General features: G+C 57.2%; 17 protein-coding genes and 1 other RNA gene. 13 read left to right on the top strand and 5 right to left on the bottom strand.

The window, feature by feature from the left end:
* On the bottom strand, positions 1-389 hold a 389-nt coding region (locus R6T97_RS05500; protein WP_410348295.1), incomplete at its 3' end, for a DUF2182 domain-containing protein.
* Positions 390-463: 74 nt separating this feature from the next.
* Here R6T97_RS05500 and R6T97_RS05495 point away from each other — a divergent pair.
* The 6 genes from R6T97_RS05495 to R6T97_RS05470 all read left to right on the top strand — a co-directional run bounded on the left by R6T97_RS05495 (position 464) and on the right by R6T97_RS05470 (position 4,853).
* Positions 464-1,198, top strand: coding sequence for a FadR/GntR family transcriptional regulator (locus R6T97_RS05495; protein WP_410348294.1), 735 nt, complete (start codon positions 464-466; stop codon positions 1,196-1,198).
* Between the two features lie 317 nt (positions 1,199-1,515).
* The gene (locus R6T97_RS05490) at positions 1,516-1,857 is read left to right on the top strand and encodes a hypothetical protein (protein WP_410348293.1); all 342 of its coding nucleotides are present in this window, start codon (positions 1,516-1,518) and stop codon (positions 1,855-1,857) included.
* Positions 1,858-1,923: 66 nt separating this feature from the next.
* The gene (locus tag R6T97_RS05485; protein ID WP_410348292.1) at positions 1,924-2,373 is read left to right on the top strand and encodes a copper chaperone PCu(A)C; all 450 of its coding nucleotides are present in this window, start codon (positions 1,924-1,926) and stop codon (positions 2,371-2,373) included.
* A 49-nt stretch (positions 2,374-2,422) separates the two neighbouring features.
* Entirely contained in the window at positions 2,423-3,022 is a 600-nt protein-coding gene (locus R6T97_RS05480) for an SCO family protein (protein ID WP_410348291.1), read from the top strand.
* 73 nt (positions 3,023-3,095) lie between these two features.
* A complete protein-coding gene (gene hemN / locus R6T97_RS05475; RefSeq protein WP_410348290.1) occupies positions 3,096-4,445 on the top strand; it encodes an oxygen-independent coproporphyrinogen III oxidase in 1,350 nt (449 codons plus the stop codon).
* Between the two features lie 63 nt (positions 4,446-4,508).
* Positions 4,509-4,853 (top strand): DUF4345 family protein, encoded by a 345-nt coding sequence (locus tag R6T97_RS05470; protein WP_410348289.1) that lies wholly within the window; start codon positions 4,509-4,511, stop codon positions 4,851-4,853.
* Here the strand turns inward: R6T97_RS05470 and R6T97_RS05465 are convergent.
* Positions 4,850-5,488: an SOS response-associated peptidase gene (locus R6T97_RS05465; protein ID WP_410348288.1), complete on the bottom strand. Its 639-nt coding sequence runs from the start codon at positions 5,486-5,488 to the stop codon at positions 4,850-4,852. The two genes, R6T97_RS05470 and R6T97_RS05465, sit on opposite strands and share 4 nt — an antisense overlap.
* Positions 5,489-5,534: 46 nt before the next feature.
* On the opposite strand from R6T97_RS05465, the gene ssrA reads away from it, so the two are divergent.
* From ssrA to R6T97_RS05430, 7 genes are all read left to right on the top strand, one after another.
* Positions 5,535-5,884, top strand: a transfer-messenger RNA (tmRNA) gene (gene ssrA / locus R6T97_RS05460).
* 83 nt (positions 5,885-5,967) lie between these two features.
* Positions 5,968-6,618, top strand: coding sequence for a DUF1194 domain-containing protein (locus R6T97_RS05455; RefSeq protein ID WP_410348287.1), 651 nt, complete (start codon positions 5,968-5,970; stop codon positions 6,616-6,618).
* Positions 6,619-6,689: 71 nt separating this feature from the next.
* The gene (gene chrA / locus R6T97_RS05450; protein WP_410348286.1) at positions 6,690-7,943 is read left to right on the top strand and encodes a chromate efflux transporter; all 1,254 of its coding nucleotides are present in this window, start codon (positions 6,690-6,692) and stop codon (positions 7,941-7,943) included.
* 65 nt (positions 7,944-8,008) lie between these two features.
* Positions 8,009-8,488, top strand: coding sequence for an SspB family protein (locus R6T97_RS05445; RefSeq protein ID WP_410348285.1), 480 nt, complete (start codon positions 8,009-8,011; stop codon positions 8,486-8,488).
* Between the two features lie 85 nt (positions 8,489-8,573).
* Positions 8,574-9,965 carry a class II fumarate hydratase gene (fumC, locus tag R6T97_RS05440; RefSeq protein WP_410348284.1) on the top strand — a complete coding sequence of 464 codons (1,392 nt, stop codon included), beginning with the start codon at positions 8,574-8,576 and terminating at the stop codon, positions 9,963-9,965.
* A complete protein-coding gene (locus R6T97_RS05435) occupies positions 9,962-10,138 on the top strand; it encodes a DUF4169 family protein (protein WP_410348283.1) in 177 nt (58 codons plus the stop codon). The genes fumC and R6T97_RS05435 overlap by 4 nt, the downstream gene beginning before the upstream one ends.
* Positions 10,138-10,371: a ribbon-helix-helix domain-containing protein gene (locus R6T97_RS05430; RefSeq protein WP_410348282.1), complete on the top strand. Its 234-nt coding sequence runs from the start codon at positions 10,138-10,140 to the stop codon at positions 10,369-10,371. Before R6T97_RS05435 ends, R6T97_RS05430 begins: the two co-directional genes overlap by 1 nt.
* On the opposite strand, the gene R6T97_RS05425 is transcribed toward R6T97_RS05430, so the two are convergent.
* From R6T97_RS05425 to R6T97_RS05415, 3 genes are all read right to left on the bottom strand, one after another.
* Positions 10,356-10,598, bottom strand: a complete 243-nt coding sequence (locus R6T97_RS05425) for a hypothetical protein (protein ID WP_410348281.1) — start codon at positions 10,596-10,598, stop codon at positions 10,356-10,358. The two genes, R6T97_RS05430 and R6T97_RS05425, sit on opposite strands and share 16 nt — an antisense overlap.
* 196 nt (positions 10,599-10,794) lie before the next feature.
* A complete protein-coding gene (locus tag R6T97_RS05420; RefSeq protein ID WP_410348280.1) occupies positions 10,795-12,198 on the bottom strand; it encodes a cytochrome P450 in 1,404 nt (467 codons plus the stop codon).
* The coding region (locus tag R6T97_RS05415) for a hypothetical protein (protein ID WP_410348279.1) at positions 12,195-13,317 on the bottom strand (1,123 nt) is incomplete at its 5' end. The genes R6T97_RS05415 and R6T97_RS05420, both read right to left, overlap by 4 nt.

The raw sequence follows: 13,317 nt of genomic DNA, 5'->3' as shown, positions 1-13,317 counted from the left end.
CCGAAAAGCAGGGCCAGTTGCACGGCGGTGATCATGGCGGCAAAACCGACCCAGACGATGAAATAGCCCAAAAGCAGGCCAACCCAGCCAGCCCGCGTTCCATCGGCGCTTACCATCAGTCTTTCATATGTTGTCAGCGTCGGAACCAGCGTGGGCAGCATCATCGCCGCCATCATCACCGCCCACATCGCAAACAAAGGACCAAAGCGCGCCATCGGCATATCCATCGGCATCCGCGGGTCCATATCCGCCATTGCCTGCCCCATCGGTCCGGGACGGCCCAGCAGATCAACATCCATCTCCATCGCCATGCTATAGAGCATCCACCACGCCAGAAGGATGGCTCCGAAGAACGACAACCACAAAGACGATCGAAGCAGATGCGGCACAGGTGTCCTCCCAAACGGCCAAGTGCGACTCAGGGCTTGCACAATGATATGTCAGACGTTTAATTGTCTGACAAATGAAAATTGATCCTGAAAACCCCGCTGACCTGTCAGCCCAGATCGCCAAGGCGATACGCGACGCGATCATCTGTGGCGACCTGCCTGTCGATGAACGCCTGCCGTCAGAAGCGGAACTGGCCGAACAGTTCGATGTCTCGCGCCCCACAGTGCGCGAGGCGCTCAAACGGTTGGCGGCGCAATCCCTGATCCGGACCCAACGGGGGGCGACGGGGGGCGCTTTCGTGAACCGCCTGAGATTCCAAGACGCATACGGCCAGCAAATCACCACATCGACTCTGCTTTTGTCGATGAACGGTGTCAGTTTTGCGACCGCATGCGAAGCGCGTTATGCGCTGGAACGCGCCTGTGCAGCGCTGTCGGCCACCCGCCGCACGGCAGATCACCTTGCCACGATGCGGGCCGAGGCGCACAGGCAATGCCAACCGGGTCTGACGGACGAGGCCTTTTGTGCTTCGGATGTCGCCTTTCACCGCGCCTTGGTGGATGCAGCAGGCAATCCGGTGCTGTCATATCAATTGGCAGGTGCGGTAGAGGCCATGCAGCCCCTGATGAATATGATCACCTTCAGCGCGCGGTCGCGTGAAAAGATCGTCGATTTGCACACCAGTATCGCTGATGCACTTGAAGCGCATGATGCCGCTGCGGCAGACACACATCTGGCGGGACTGGCTGCTTATACGCAAGAATTGGCCACAGACGTCTTCGCCGAAAAACAAACCAAGCGCGGTTAATGCAGGCTGGATCAAGCCACCGCATGATGAAAGTTCGCTCATGTAGGCCAACTGACATTCTGTCCGCTGGACGCCTTATTCGTGCGACGGCTATCTTGCGGCACGGGCCGAAAAACATATGTTCTTTCCGTCAGGAAGATATAAACATGACGCCACAGCGCCAATCTGCGCAGCACCTAAGCGATGCTTATCCGGGACCACGTCAAAACCATGCAGCATGACAGTTCACATCACAGCATTGCCTTTCTTGCCGTTCCGCGATCAGGCCACGTGCCGTCAATGACAAAGCAGATACACCCGGCAGGCAAAGCAACCGGATGATCCTGCGCAGCCTCATATCCGCCTTGGTGCTGATCGCGCTGACGCTGTCCAGCTTTGGACACCGCACGCTGTCCCCCGGGGACGAGGCACAGGCAGAAGCCTTCATACTGGCAGGTGGCGACTGGGCCGCATTATGTGGTGATGGCGATGACCCGCTCAGCACCGCCGGTAAGTGCATGGCCTGCGTGATCGCACAAAACTGTGCCTTGCCGACCCCGATCACGACTGCCCGGTCAATTGCAAGCGGCGAAGCCATCATCTGGTCGCGCGCTGCAGGCCAGTTCCCTGCGGTAGCAAACACCGTCGCCCATCCGGCACGCGCGCCCCCTTTCGCCTGATCTGACCTTTCTTCATTTCAAAACAGATCACTGCAGACACTGTCTGCGCCAACGAAAGAAAACGCTATGAAACGCAACACTCTGGCCGCAATGGCCCTTCTCACCCTGTCCGCAACATCGGCCTTTGCCGACAGCATCATCACCGTCACCGATGCCAAGGCTTTTGAAACGGCACCCTCTGCCATGGCGGGCGGTGGTTTTATGCAAATCACGAACACCGGCACCACCGACGACCGCCTGATCGGCGTCGAGGCGGATTTCCCGCGCGTTGAAATCCACACCACCGAATTCACCGATGGCGTGGCCAGGATGATGCATGTGGACGGGGTCGACGTGCCTGCCGGCGAAACGGTCACGCTGGAACCGGGTGCGCTGCATGTGATGTTCATGGGTCTACGGGGTGACCCGCTGGAAGAAGGCGAAACCGTACCTGCAACGCTCATTTTCGAGCAGGCAGGCGAAGTGTCCATCGCGTTCAATGTCGTCAAGCGCGATATAGCGGCACATGGCAATTAACCAAAACCGGAGCCCTCAACAGAGGGTTTCTCGCTAAACGGAGGCACTTATGAAAGCTGTCATCTTCGGGACGACCACACTTGCCGCAGCGGCCGCAATCGGCCTTTATGCATGGCAATCCCAACCGGCAACACCCTGTGGAGACACGGCGGTGGCCGGCGATGCCATCGGTGGCCCGTTCGAACTGGTGTCCGAGACCGGCGAAACGGTCACGGATACGGATGTCATTACCAAGCCCACCCTTGTCTACTTCGGCTATACCTTCTGTCCAGATGTATGCCCGCTCGACAGTGCGCGCAACGCGCAAGCCGCGTATATGCTGGAAGACCAGGGACTTGACCTTGGCACCGTCTTCATTTCCGTCGACCCGCAACGGGATACAGTCGATGTCGTGCGCGAATTCACCGACAATTTTCACGAAGACATGCTGGGGCTGACCGGCACGCCCGCGCAGGTGAAAGCGGCAAGCGACGCTTACAAGACCTACTACCGCGCGGTAGAAGGTGATCCCGAGTATTACCTCGTTGATCATTCAACCCAGACCTATCTGATGTTCCCTGAAACAGGCTTCAAAACCTTCTTCCGGCGCGACACGTCGCCCGAGCAGGTCGCCGAAACTGCGGCCTGTTTCATCAATCAGCTTGGCTGAGCCCATGAAGAATTCTTGCGCCATTTGATCTGGCGCAAGAAACCCCACGCGACAGTCTGTCAAAAACGGACGCATGGAACATATCGATACCCTCCGCCGCATGGGTCTGTTTGACGCCCGCGTGCCCCGCTACACCAGCTATCCGCCTGCGACTGCGTTCTCCCCGCAGACGGGTGAGGCGTTTCAGGTCAGTTGCCTCAAGGCGCTTGATCCCGAGACACCGGTGTCGGTCTATATCCACATTCCGTTTTGCGAGCGGCTTTGCTGGTTCTGTGCCTGTCGGACGCAAGGGACGACCACTTTAAAACCCGTGGTGAACTATCTGCGTGTCGTCAAAGAAGAACTGGAATTGCTGCGCGCCACTTTGCCCGATGGCATCATCATGGGGCAGATGCACTGGGGTGGCGGCACACCCACGATACTTCCGCCTGACATGATCCGCGAACTGGCGCAGGCCGTTTACGATGTCATCCCCTCTGCCCCTGATTTCAGCTTTTCTGTCGAGATTGACCCGACGCTGGTTGATGACGCCAAAATCGCCGCCCTGGCCGAAATGGGCATGACCCGCGCCAGCATCGGTATTCAGGATTTCGCGCTCGATGTGCAAGAAGCCATCGGGCGCAAGCAAAGCTATGAGGCAACCCGCGCCTGCGTGGATAGCCTACGCGATGCGGGGATCACATCTTTGAACGCGGATCTGGTCTATGGGCTGCCCCATCAAACACCCGCCAAGCTGGCCAATACCATTGCCAAAGTCCAGGCGCTGGACCCCGACCGCATCGCGCTGTTCGGGTACGCGCATGTACCGACCTTTTCCAAGCGGCAAAAACTGATCCCCGATGCGGCATTGCCGGGTGAGGAAGAACGTTACCATCTTGCGCGGCAAGCAGCACAGGCCTTTGTCGGCAGCGGCTATCAGGCCATCGGGATAGACCATTTCGGCAAACCCGAAGACAGCCTGACAATGGCCAGCAATACCGGCCATCTGCGCCGCAACTTCCAAGGCTATACCGACGACACCTGCCCGACGCTGATCGGCATCGGGGCCTCGTCGATTTCGCAATTCGCGCAAGGCTATGTCCAGAACGCTTCTGCCACCGCCGCCTATATTGAACGGGTGGAGGCAGGTAAACTTTCGGGCCATCGCGGATATGAATTGACCGCCAAAGATAGGCTGCGCGCCACTGCCATCAACATGCTGATGTGCGATTTCGCGATTGATCTGCAAAAGCTGGATGCGCACCCCAATGCACGCGATCTGCTGCCGATCCATCAGGCGATCCTCGAAGATTTTGCCGGATGTGTAGTCGCAACGGGTCAAGGCCTGCGGATCACAGAAGCCGGACGCCCGCTGACGCGGATCATTGCGCAACGCTATGACGGCTTTGGCGATATCGTCGCACAATATTCGCAAGCCTCCTAAGCACGCATTGAAGCGCGAGACTATAGCGCCATGTTGACACGGGCGCATCAATAAGGCCCGATTATGGATATTTTGAACATCATCTTCACGATCCTCAGCATTGGCTTGGGCTGCTTTGGCTGGCTTGCCCCACGTTATACGCTTGGCGCGCTTGATCTGGAAACCGGCAAAACCACGTTGGGCATGTCCGAAATTCGCGCCTCTGCCGGAGCGTTGTTTGTGGGTATGGGAATCGGTGCGCTGTGGCTGGGCACACCAGAGGCCTATGTCATGCTTGGCTTTTGCTGGTGCGGAGCTGCGGCAGGGCGTTTGACATCGCTGATCATGGACGGGGCATTTGGGAAGAAATGGGTGTATTTCATCGTGGAAGCCGCCGTTGGTATCCCTGCCGTGCTGCTGAATATCTAGACAGGGCCATCGACGATCTTCAGCCCGTCGTCAGGAAACGGGCGTTGCAGCTTTAGAGCCTCTTCCATGGGCGCATCAAGCCAATGGGCTATCGCTTCTGGACTGCGCAGGATCACCGGCATTGCCTTGGGATGCACCGGACCAACCAACCCGTTCGGTTCCACCGTCAGGAACGCAAAAAGACTATTTGTCGTCTCGCCTTCCTTAAGTTTGCGCACCGAGGTCCATTCGGTCCAGATGCCGGCAAAGAACAGGGTCTCTTGCGGGCCAGCGGGGGCAAACCAGACGTTTGTAGGCTTTTCTTCATTGACGTGCCGCGGCTCGGCAAAGCTCGTGAAGGGTACGATGCAGCGGTGCGCTGGCCCCAACCAGCGCCGCCAATGGGGGGACGCGGTATTGCGGACGTTGGTGATCCCCTTGTCGGTTTTCTTGCCCTTCAGGGCAAAGGCCGGCGACGGCATCCCCCAGCGCATCATCTGCATGACACGGCCCTCTGGTGCCTTGGTAATCACAGGTGCCGGATAGTCGGGGTAAATTCCCGCCAGTTCGGGCAAATTGCCCGTGTCATCGCGCCACAGGTTCACAAGCTCGGTGATTGCCGATTGGGTCGTGGTCAGGGAATAAAGGTTACACATGGCTTTTTCATCATAGACCCCGCGTCGGCCCGCGCAATGCACCACCCCCCTTGCAGACCGCGCAATGGTTGCCTATCTCTGTCTTGTCCTTCGGGACTATGGACATAAACGCGCTCGTAATAAGCGGATCGGACCCGGGGGCGGTACCCGGCGGCTCCACCAAAAACCCTTCATTTGGGGGCTATGGGGCCGAAATAGGATCGACGAACGTCTAAAGGGGTAAGCTTTGTCCCGGTGAGTTACCACCGTTATCGGTACAAATTGTATAGTTGCAAATGACAACAATGCACCGATGGCAGTCGCAGCGTAAGCTAGCGCCTAATATCGAACCTTAACTCCTTGGGTTTTGCGACCTAAGGCGGGGTCCGCAGGTACCTGGCAACAGAAACCTGCACTTTCCCTTCTTTTCTTCGGTCTATTGTGACGCACCTGTGTTCTTGTGGCTTGCAATGCTGCAAGGGTATGCGCACGATAACAGCATGTTACGGCTTGCTCTTGCGTCTTTTCTCTCTTCGAGTCCTGTCATGGTGCAGGCATGCGATACAGCCTTGATTCTGACCATAGATGTTTCGAATTCGATCGATCCGGCTGAATATCGGCTGCAAACCGACGGTTTGGCAGATGCATTACGCGATCCCGAAATCATCGAAGCCATGGTGGCGGGTGCAAACTACCTGACCGTGGTTCAGTGGTCGGGGATCGACAAACAAGAAGTTTCGATTCCGTGGACACAAATGCGGACGGCCCTGGATGTCGAGGCATTCGCACAGAAGTCACGCCAGATGGAACGGGCCTTTGTCCTGTCCGACACCGCCCCGGCAGAGGCGATTTATTTTTCGCTCGACCTTTTTGATGAGGTGACGATCTGCGAGCGAAAGGTCATCGACGTGTCGGGTGATGGCACTCCGAACGCGGGCTCGGATGTGCGTGCGGCCCGCAGTGCCGCGGAACGCGCGGGTGTTACGATCAACGGCATCGCCATTGAATCAATGGGGCTGGCGATCACGAATTTCTTTCGCGGTTCGATGATTACCCGCAACGGCTTTGTCATGACCGCCCGTACACACCGCGAATACCCGCAAACCATACGCGCCAAGATTCTGCGCGAAATCAGCCGTATCCTTGGTTAAGTTACCGCGTTTTTACAATGCGTTGATCCTATGATGCGGAGTATATCGGGACGAACCAAGGGAACACTGCCATGATGTCCGACCTTATCCGCGTTTTCGGGCGCATCGGGCTGTTGTCGTTTGGCGGACCTGCCGCGCAAATCGCCCTGATGCACAAGGAACTGGTCGAGAAACGCGACTGGCTGACAGAGCAGCAATTCCTGCGCGCGCTGTCATTTTGCATGTTGCTGCCGGGGCCCGAAGCGATGCAACTGGCGACCTATGCAGGCTGGAAGCGGCAGGGAATCATCGGGGGGCTGATTGGCGGCGGGCTTTTCGTGCTACCAGGTGCGGTCGTGATCATGGTGCTTGCCTTGGCTTACGGCACCTATGGAAATTTGCCTGTGGTTCAGGCTTTGTTTCTCGGCGTGAAAGCCACGGTCGTCATCATCGTTATCGAGGCACTGCTTAAGATTACCAAACGTGCCTTGATCAGGCCGATGCATTTGATCCTTGCCGGAGCAGCGTTTGTGGCGCTGTTTTTCTTCGGCCTGCCATTCCCGTTGGTGATCCTTTGCGCCGCACTCAGCGGGGCCTTGGGCCAGCCCGGAGATCCGGTGCCGTATCAGCTCCCGGTGGGGAACCTGCGACGCAGCGTTACGATTGTCATCATCGGTGCGGTGGTCTGGGCGGCACCCTTTGGATTGATCGCCGCGTCCGGCAACAGCTTTCTTCGCGACATTGGCCTTTTCTTTTCGACTTTGGCCGTTGTCACCTTTGGCGGGGCTTACGCCGTGCTGGCCTATATGACCCAAGAGGTCGTTGTGTCTTACGGCTGGCTGAGCACCCCGCAAATGATGGATGCCTTGGGTTTGGCCGAAACAACGCCCGGTCCGCTGATCCTCGTCACGCAATTTGTCGGCATGATCGCCGGCATGGCAGAGGGCGGCATCCGGATGGCAGTGATCGCAGGTGCATTGACGCTTTGGGTGACGTTTGTTCCCTGTTTTATCTGGATTTTCGCTGGGGCGCCACTGATCGACTGGCTTGACGGGCGGCCAAGACTGCGCGCCGCGCTTGCTGCGATCACGGCAGCAGTTGTGGGGGTCATCGCGAACCTGTCACTGTGGTTTGCGGTGCATGTGTTCTTTGGTGAGGTCAGCATCATCGTGGCAGGTCCGGTCCAGACAATCTGGCCAGACATCACCACGATCCAGCCGCTCGCCATAGGGCTTGCCGGCCTGACTGGCGTCCTTCTGCTGTGGCGCCACTGGCCCCTGCCCCTTGTTTTGCTCATTTCAGCAACACTCAGCCTAGGCGTTTCCGCCGCAACGGGCATGATCTGACGGACCCCCTTTAAACCACCATCGAATCCCGTATGGTAGGGACACGGCAACAGGAGAATTGTGGCGTGACCAGCACGATCGACTACGGAAATCTGATGCACCGGGCTATGCGCGGTCTTATTCAGGAAGTCCTGACAGATGTCCAAAAAGACGGGCTTCCGGGGGAGCACCATTTCTTTGTCACTTTCGACACAATGCATCCGGATGTTGAAATCGCCGACTGGCTGTCAGACCGGTATCCCGGTGAAATGACTGTCGTGATCCAGCATTGGTTCGGCAATCTTGAGGTCACGAACGAAGGTTTCACGATCACGCTGAACTTTGGCGATAATCCCGAGACACTTTATATCCCTTACGATGCGATCAAGACCTTCGTGGATCCTTCCGTCGAATTCGGGCTCCGGTTCGAGACACAGGACGAGGAAGACGCGCCCGACGCAAAGATCGAAGAAGCACCGATGGATGAAATGGTCGAACCTCAGGACGACAAGGGCGACACACCCCGCGAGGCAGAGGTCGTTAGTCTGGATCAGTTTCGCAAGTAATCCTGCAGTCCTGCCACCTATGCTATATTGCGATTTTGCCCCCCGCTGCCTATAGCTCGATATGACTTAGCCACTGGGGATCACCATGACCGATACACGCACAGAAACCGACAGCTTTGGCCCATTGGAGGTCCCCAGCGACCGGTATTGGGGCGCGCAAACGCAGCGGTCCATCATGAACTTTCCTATCGGCTGGGAAAAACAGCCGGTGGCAATTGTACGCGGCTTGGGTGTCATCAAACAGGCTTGCGCGATAGCCAACAAGGAACGCGGCAAACTGGACGCGACCCGCGCCGACGCGATCATTGCTGCCGCAGCCGAGGTCGTCGCTGGCAGGCTGGACGATCATTTTCCCTTGGTCGTTTGGCAAACAGGGTCTGGCACGCAATCGAACATGAATGCCAACGAGGTCATCTCGAACCGCGCGATCGAGATGCTGGGTGGCACGATCGGGTCCAAAGAACCGGTCCATCCCAATGACCACTGCAACATGGGCCAGTCCTCGAATGATACGTTCCCGACAGCGATGCACATCGCAGTCGCGATGACAGCGCATGATGTGCTGCTGCCCGGTCTGGCGAAACTGCACGCAGCACTGGAACAAAAACAGGCCGAATTCAATGACATCATCAAAATCGGTCGCACGCACACAATGGATGCGACACCGCTGACATTGGGGCAGGAATTTTCCGGCTACACCCATCAGGTCGCCATGGGCATTCGCCGGATCAAGGCCGCGCTGCCCGCGATCTATGAGTTGGCCCAAGGCGGCACGGCTGTTGGAACCGGATTGAACACACCCAAAGGCTGGGGCGAAACCGTTGCCGCCAATATGGCCGAAATCACGGGGCTGCCTTTCGTGACTGCTCCGAATAAATTCGAGGCACTTGCCGCCCATGACGCGCTGGTTGAAATGTCCGGCGCACTGAAAACAGTCGCTGTCAGCCTCTACAAGATCGCCGCCGATATCCGGATGCTGGGCTCTGGCCCGCGCTGCGGGCTTGGCGAACTGATGTTGCCGGAAAACGAACCCGGTTCGTCCATCATGCCCGGCAAGGTGAACCCGACACAAGTCGAGGCGCTGACGCAGGTTTGCGCGCAGGTGATGGGCAACGATGCCGCCGTCGGTTTTGCCGGCTCGCAGGGGCATTTCGAATTGAACGTGATGAAGCCGATGATGGCCTATAACGTCTTGCAATCCATGCAACTTTTGGGGGATGCCTCGGTCACCTTCACAGACAATTGCGTCGCGGGGATCAAGGCCGACCGGACACGGATCGAAAAGCTGATGCGCGAATCGCTGATGCTCGTCACCGCGCTGGCCCCGACCATCGGATACGACAACGCAACGACCGTGGCCAAGACCGCGCATAAGAACGGCACGACGCTGAAGGAAGAAGCGGTCAAGCTTGGCTTCGTGGACGAGGCGACATTCGATGAGGTCGTGCGCCCCGAGGACATGATCGGCCCCAAATGAAGCCGATCAACCTGAACCAAGCGCGCAAAGCCCGGTCGCGGGCTGATTCCAAGGCGGAAGCGGATGAAAACGCTGTCCGCTTTGGCCGGACAAAGGCGGAAAAGGTACTTGATGCGACTCAGGCCAAACAAGCGCGCGACCGGCTGGCGCAATTGAAATTCGAGGATGATTGATGAGGCATCGCCGCCCTGTCAAACGGTCGCTTACGCTGAGAGGGCACAGAACGAGCGTGTCGCTCGAAGATATCTTTTGGGATGCCTTCCGCGATATTGCCGAAGCGGATGGCGAAACCATAAATGGGCTAGCTGCCAAAATAGATGAAGCCCGAGGGGATCTCGGGCTTGCGTCCGCAATACGGATTTTCGTGCTAGAGCGTACCCTGGCGAAAAATCATTTCTTGGAGTAAAGTGCGCCACGCATGCTGGACAGTTGTTCGCTTGCGCTGATCTCTGTCTCGCTCAACTTTGCGGGTTTGGTTGCTTTTGCAGTGCGCGCCTGCTTGTCGAACAGCTTTGCAAGGTCAGACCCACCCAACCGTTTTTTCGCCACCGTGCGTGGCAGATTTTCAGTTGTCCTGCGCTTGAAAAGACCAGCAAGTCCTTTTCTTGAAGAACCTGGAAGCGAAATTGTCATAGGATGGGGTCCTCCTTATTAGCTGATAAATCCATTAATAAACATATGACACGAATTAGGCAGCAGTGCAATTCTGCCATTTTTCCATAAACGACCGCAAAGATCGCTAACCCATTGAATTTATTTCTGCTCGGTGATTACGATCACGAAAATACTACTTTCTGACGGCCTTAATTGTGTTTCCCAAGAGCATTTTTTAATCTCTCGATGCACCTTCTGTAGCCAAATTGGAAACAGAATAAGCCTGCCGCTCCCCGATTCGAAGCCATATGCCATCTTTTGAACGCACCGTCAGATGAGCCACAGGCACCGGTTCCTTGCCGTCAACAGTCTTGAACTCGAACGCCTTCAGCAGCCGTGCAAGAACAACGGCCCCCTCTATCAAAGCAAATCCGGCACCGGGGCAAATCCTTGGCCCCGCAGAGAACGGCAGATATGCATCACGCGCACAGGCCTTGCCGTTGGCGGTCTCCCATCGGCCCGGATCAAAGGCATCAGGATTGTCCCAAAGGCGGGCATGGCGATGCAGGTGCCATGGTGACAAAACAACCTGCGCGCCCTTTCGCAGATGCCGGTCCCGGAAGGTTGCCGGATGTGCTGCCTCGCGCACCATCATCGGAACGGCCGGATAAAGCCGCAGTGTTTCGCGAAAAACATCGCGGGTCTGTTTCAGATCAGACAGGTCTTGAACCGCACCGCCGAACGACGACGCCTCTTGCGCCAACGCGTCCTGCCATTCTGGATTGAGTGCGAGCAGGTAAAGCGCCCAGGCGATGACAGAAGCGCTTGTTTCATGGCCGGCCAGAAAGAATATGGCGACCTGATCGACCATTTCCTCCAGCGTAAAGGTCTGGCCAGTCACAGGATCCTTTGTGGTCAGGATCTTCGTTGCCAGGTCATCAGGTGCATGTCCCGTAGCAATCAAATCCAGCCGCTCTTGCGTCAGTCGGGTGATCAGCTTGCGGATCTGCCTTGCTGTCGCCCTCGTCTGCGACCGAAAGAACCGTGGCATCCATGCGGGCCCACTGATGAAAGCGGCAAGATTCAGGATCGGCTGCGTGCGCTGATACGCCCGGAAAGCCTCGAATACCTCTTGCGCCGCATCGTCTTCGATCGGGATCGAGAAAAGCGTGCGAAAAATCACATCCGCCGCAATGTGGCTGGTGATCGCCTCGATCTCTTGGGGTCTGCCATCGGCCTTGGCAGAGAGCCGCGCCACACCTGCGTCCGCCGCATCCTTGATACCCGGATACGTGTCACGCAACCGCCCGCCCGCAAACGCCGGGTCAATGATCCGGCGCTGTCGTTTCCAGTTCTCACCGTTTGTCAGAAAAACACTATTGCCCAGCAGCGGTCGCAACCCTGCACCAATACGTTCGGATTTCGGAAAAGCATCAGGGTTCTGGATCAACACTTGCTTGATGACGGCAGGATCATTCACCAGATAGCTGTGAAAGAACGGCGTACGAAATTCCGCCATCCAGGCCCGGTACAGCTTGGCAGGCTGGGCTGACAAAATATCCTTGCGAAACAATCGCATATAACGCCAAAGTGACACATTCTGCGATCGTGATACAGGCTTGGGGGGCAGCTTTGTCATGACATCAACGACGTATATTTGGACACCGGCACATGAATTCGGGAATTGGAAGGTTTCCGCCCCGCATAGCGGTCCGCCAGCAATAAAGGTCCCGCCGTGATCTGAAAATAGTCGTAATCCTTGGGTTGGTCGAAAGCACACAGATACTGAAAATGCAGCCTGAAGAACCGCCACCGCAGGTTTTTCCAACGCTCAGGTGACAGGCTTTGCGTAAACGCCGCCGAGATCACCAAGGGCCATCTCTTGCCCTCTGGCGCCACCCCCGACACCGCCACGGGATCGCAAAGGGCAAAACAGCAGCCATCGCCCGGGGCAGAGACATCAAGCCATGTGATGTCGTCGCGGGTCGACAGATCGGCCAGATCACTGCGCAAACGCTGCGCGCAGGGCAGGAAGGATACCATCGGCACAACCTGTCCCAATGACAAAAACGCCAACGCGGGGCCATCCTTGCGGACATGTCCTGCGCGGAGCAGATCAGCGATGATCGACACCGCCAGATGTACACCCGATGAATGACCCACAATCAGAACTTCGTCGACATCCTCTTTCAGGGCCTCTGCAATAATCGCCCCGAAATCCTTCAGGCGCGCTGCCAGCTCGGGAGGTGTCTCACCCCGCAATTGCGCAGAATAGGCGTAATCATGCATCAGATAGTAGGCAAACAGCTTGTTGTCGCGCGCCTTGAACCAACGCAGCAACCAGACGACAATTCCAAGTGTCACGACCCAACCAATCCCCCAAGCGACCCATGCAAGGCTGCCGAAAACAGCACCGTCGGTCAGTCCCACCACGGCCAAAGCGACCATCAGCAATTGTTGCACCAAACCGCCGCTCATCACCCCGGCAAGAAGTGCAAAGGCCAGTTGCGCCAACAACATCACTACCGGATAAAGTGCTGCAATCACCGGCCCTTTGCGCATCCACATCAGGCGGCGCAGTGTGCCGGTGCTGAGGTAGGTCCATGAGGTCCGGACCAGTTGCCAATATGTGGACGGGATTGATTGGGCCATGCTGTTGCGAACGATATCAGCCCAAACCAGCACATTGATCTGGGCTATCACCGGCTGTCCGTCGATCCGGGCGCCAACCGTCCAGCAAAAGGTATCTTCAGAGGTA

This window comes from Yoonia sp. (genome assembly GCF_046498525.1).
GTDB lineage: Bacteria > Pseudomonadota > Alphaproteobacteria > Rhodobacterales > Rhodobacteraceae > Yoonia.
The sequence above is the reverse complement of the archived record's forward strand: the minus strand, read 5'-3'. Positions and strand labels throughout refer to the sequence as shown.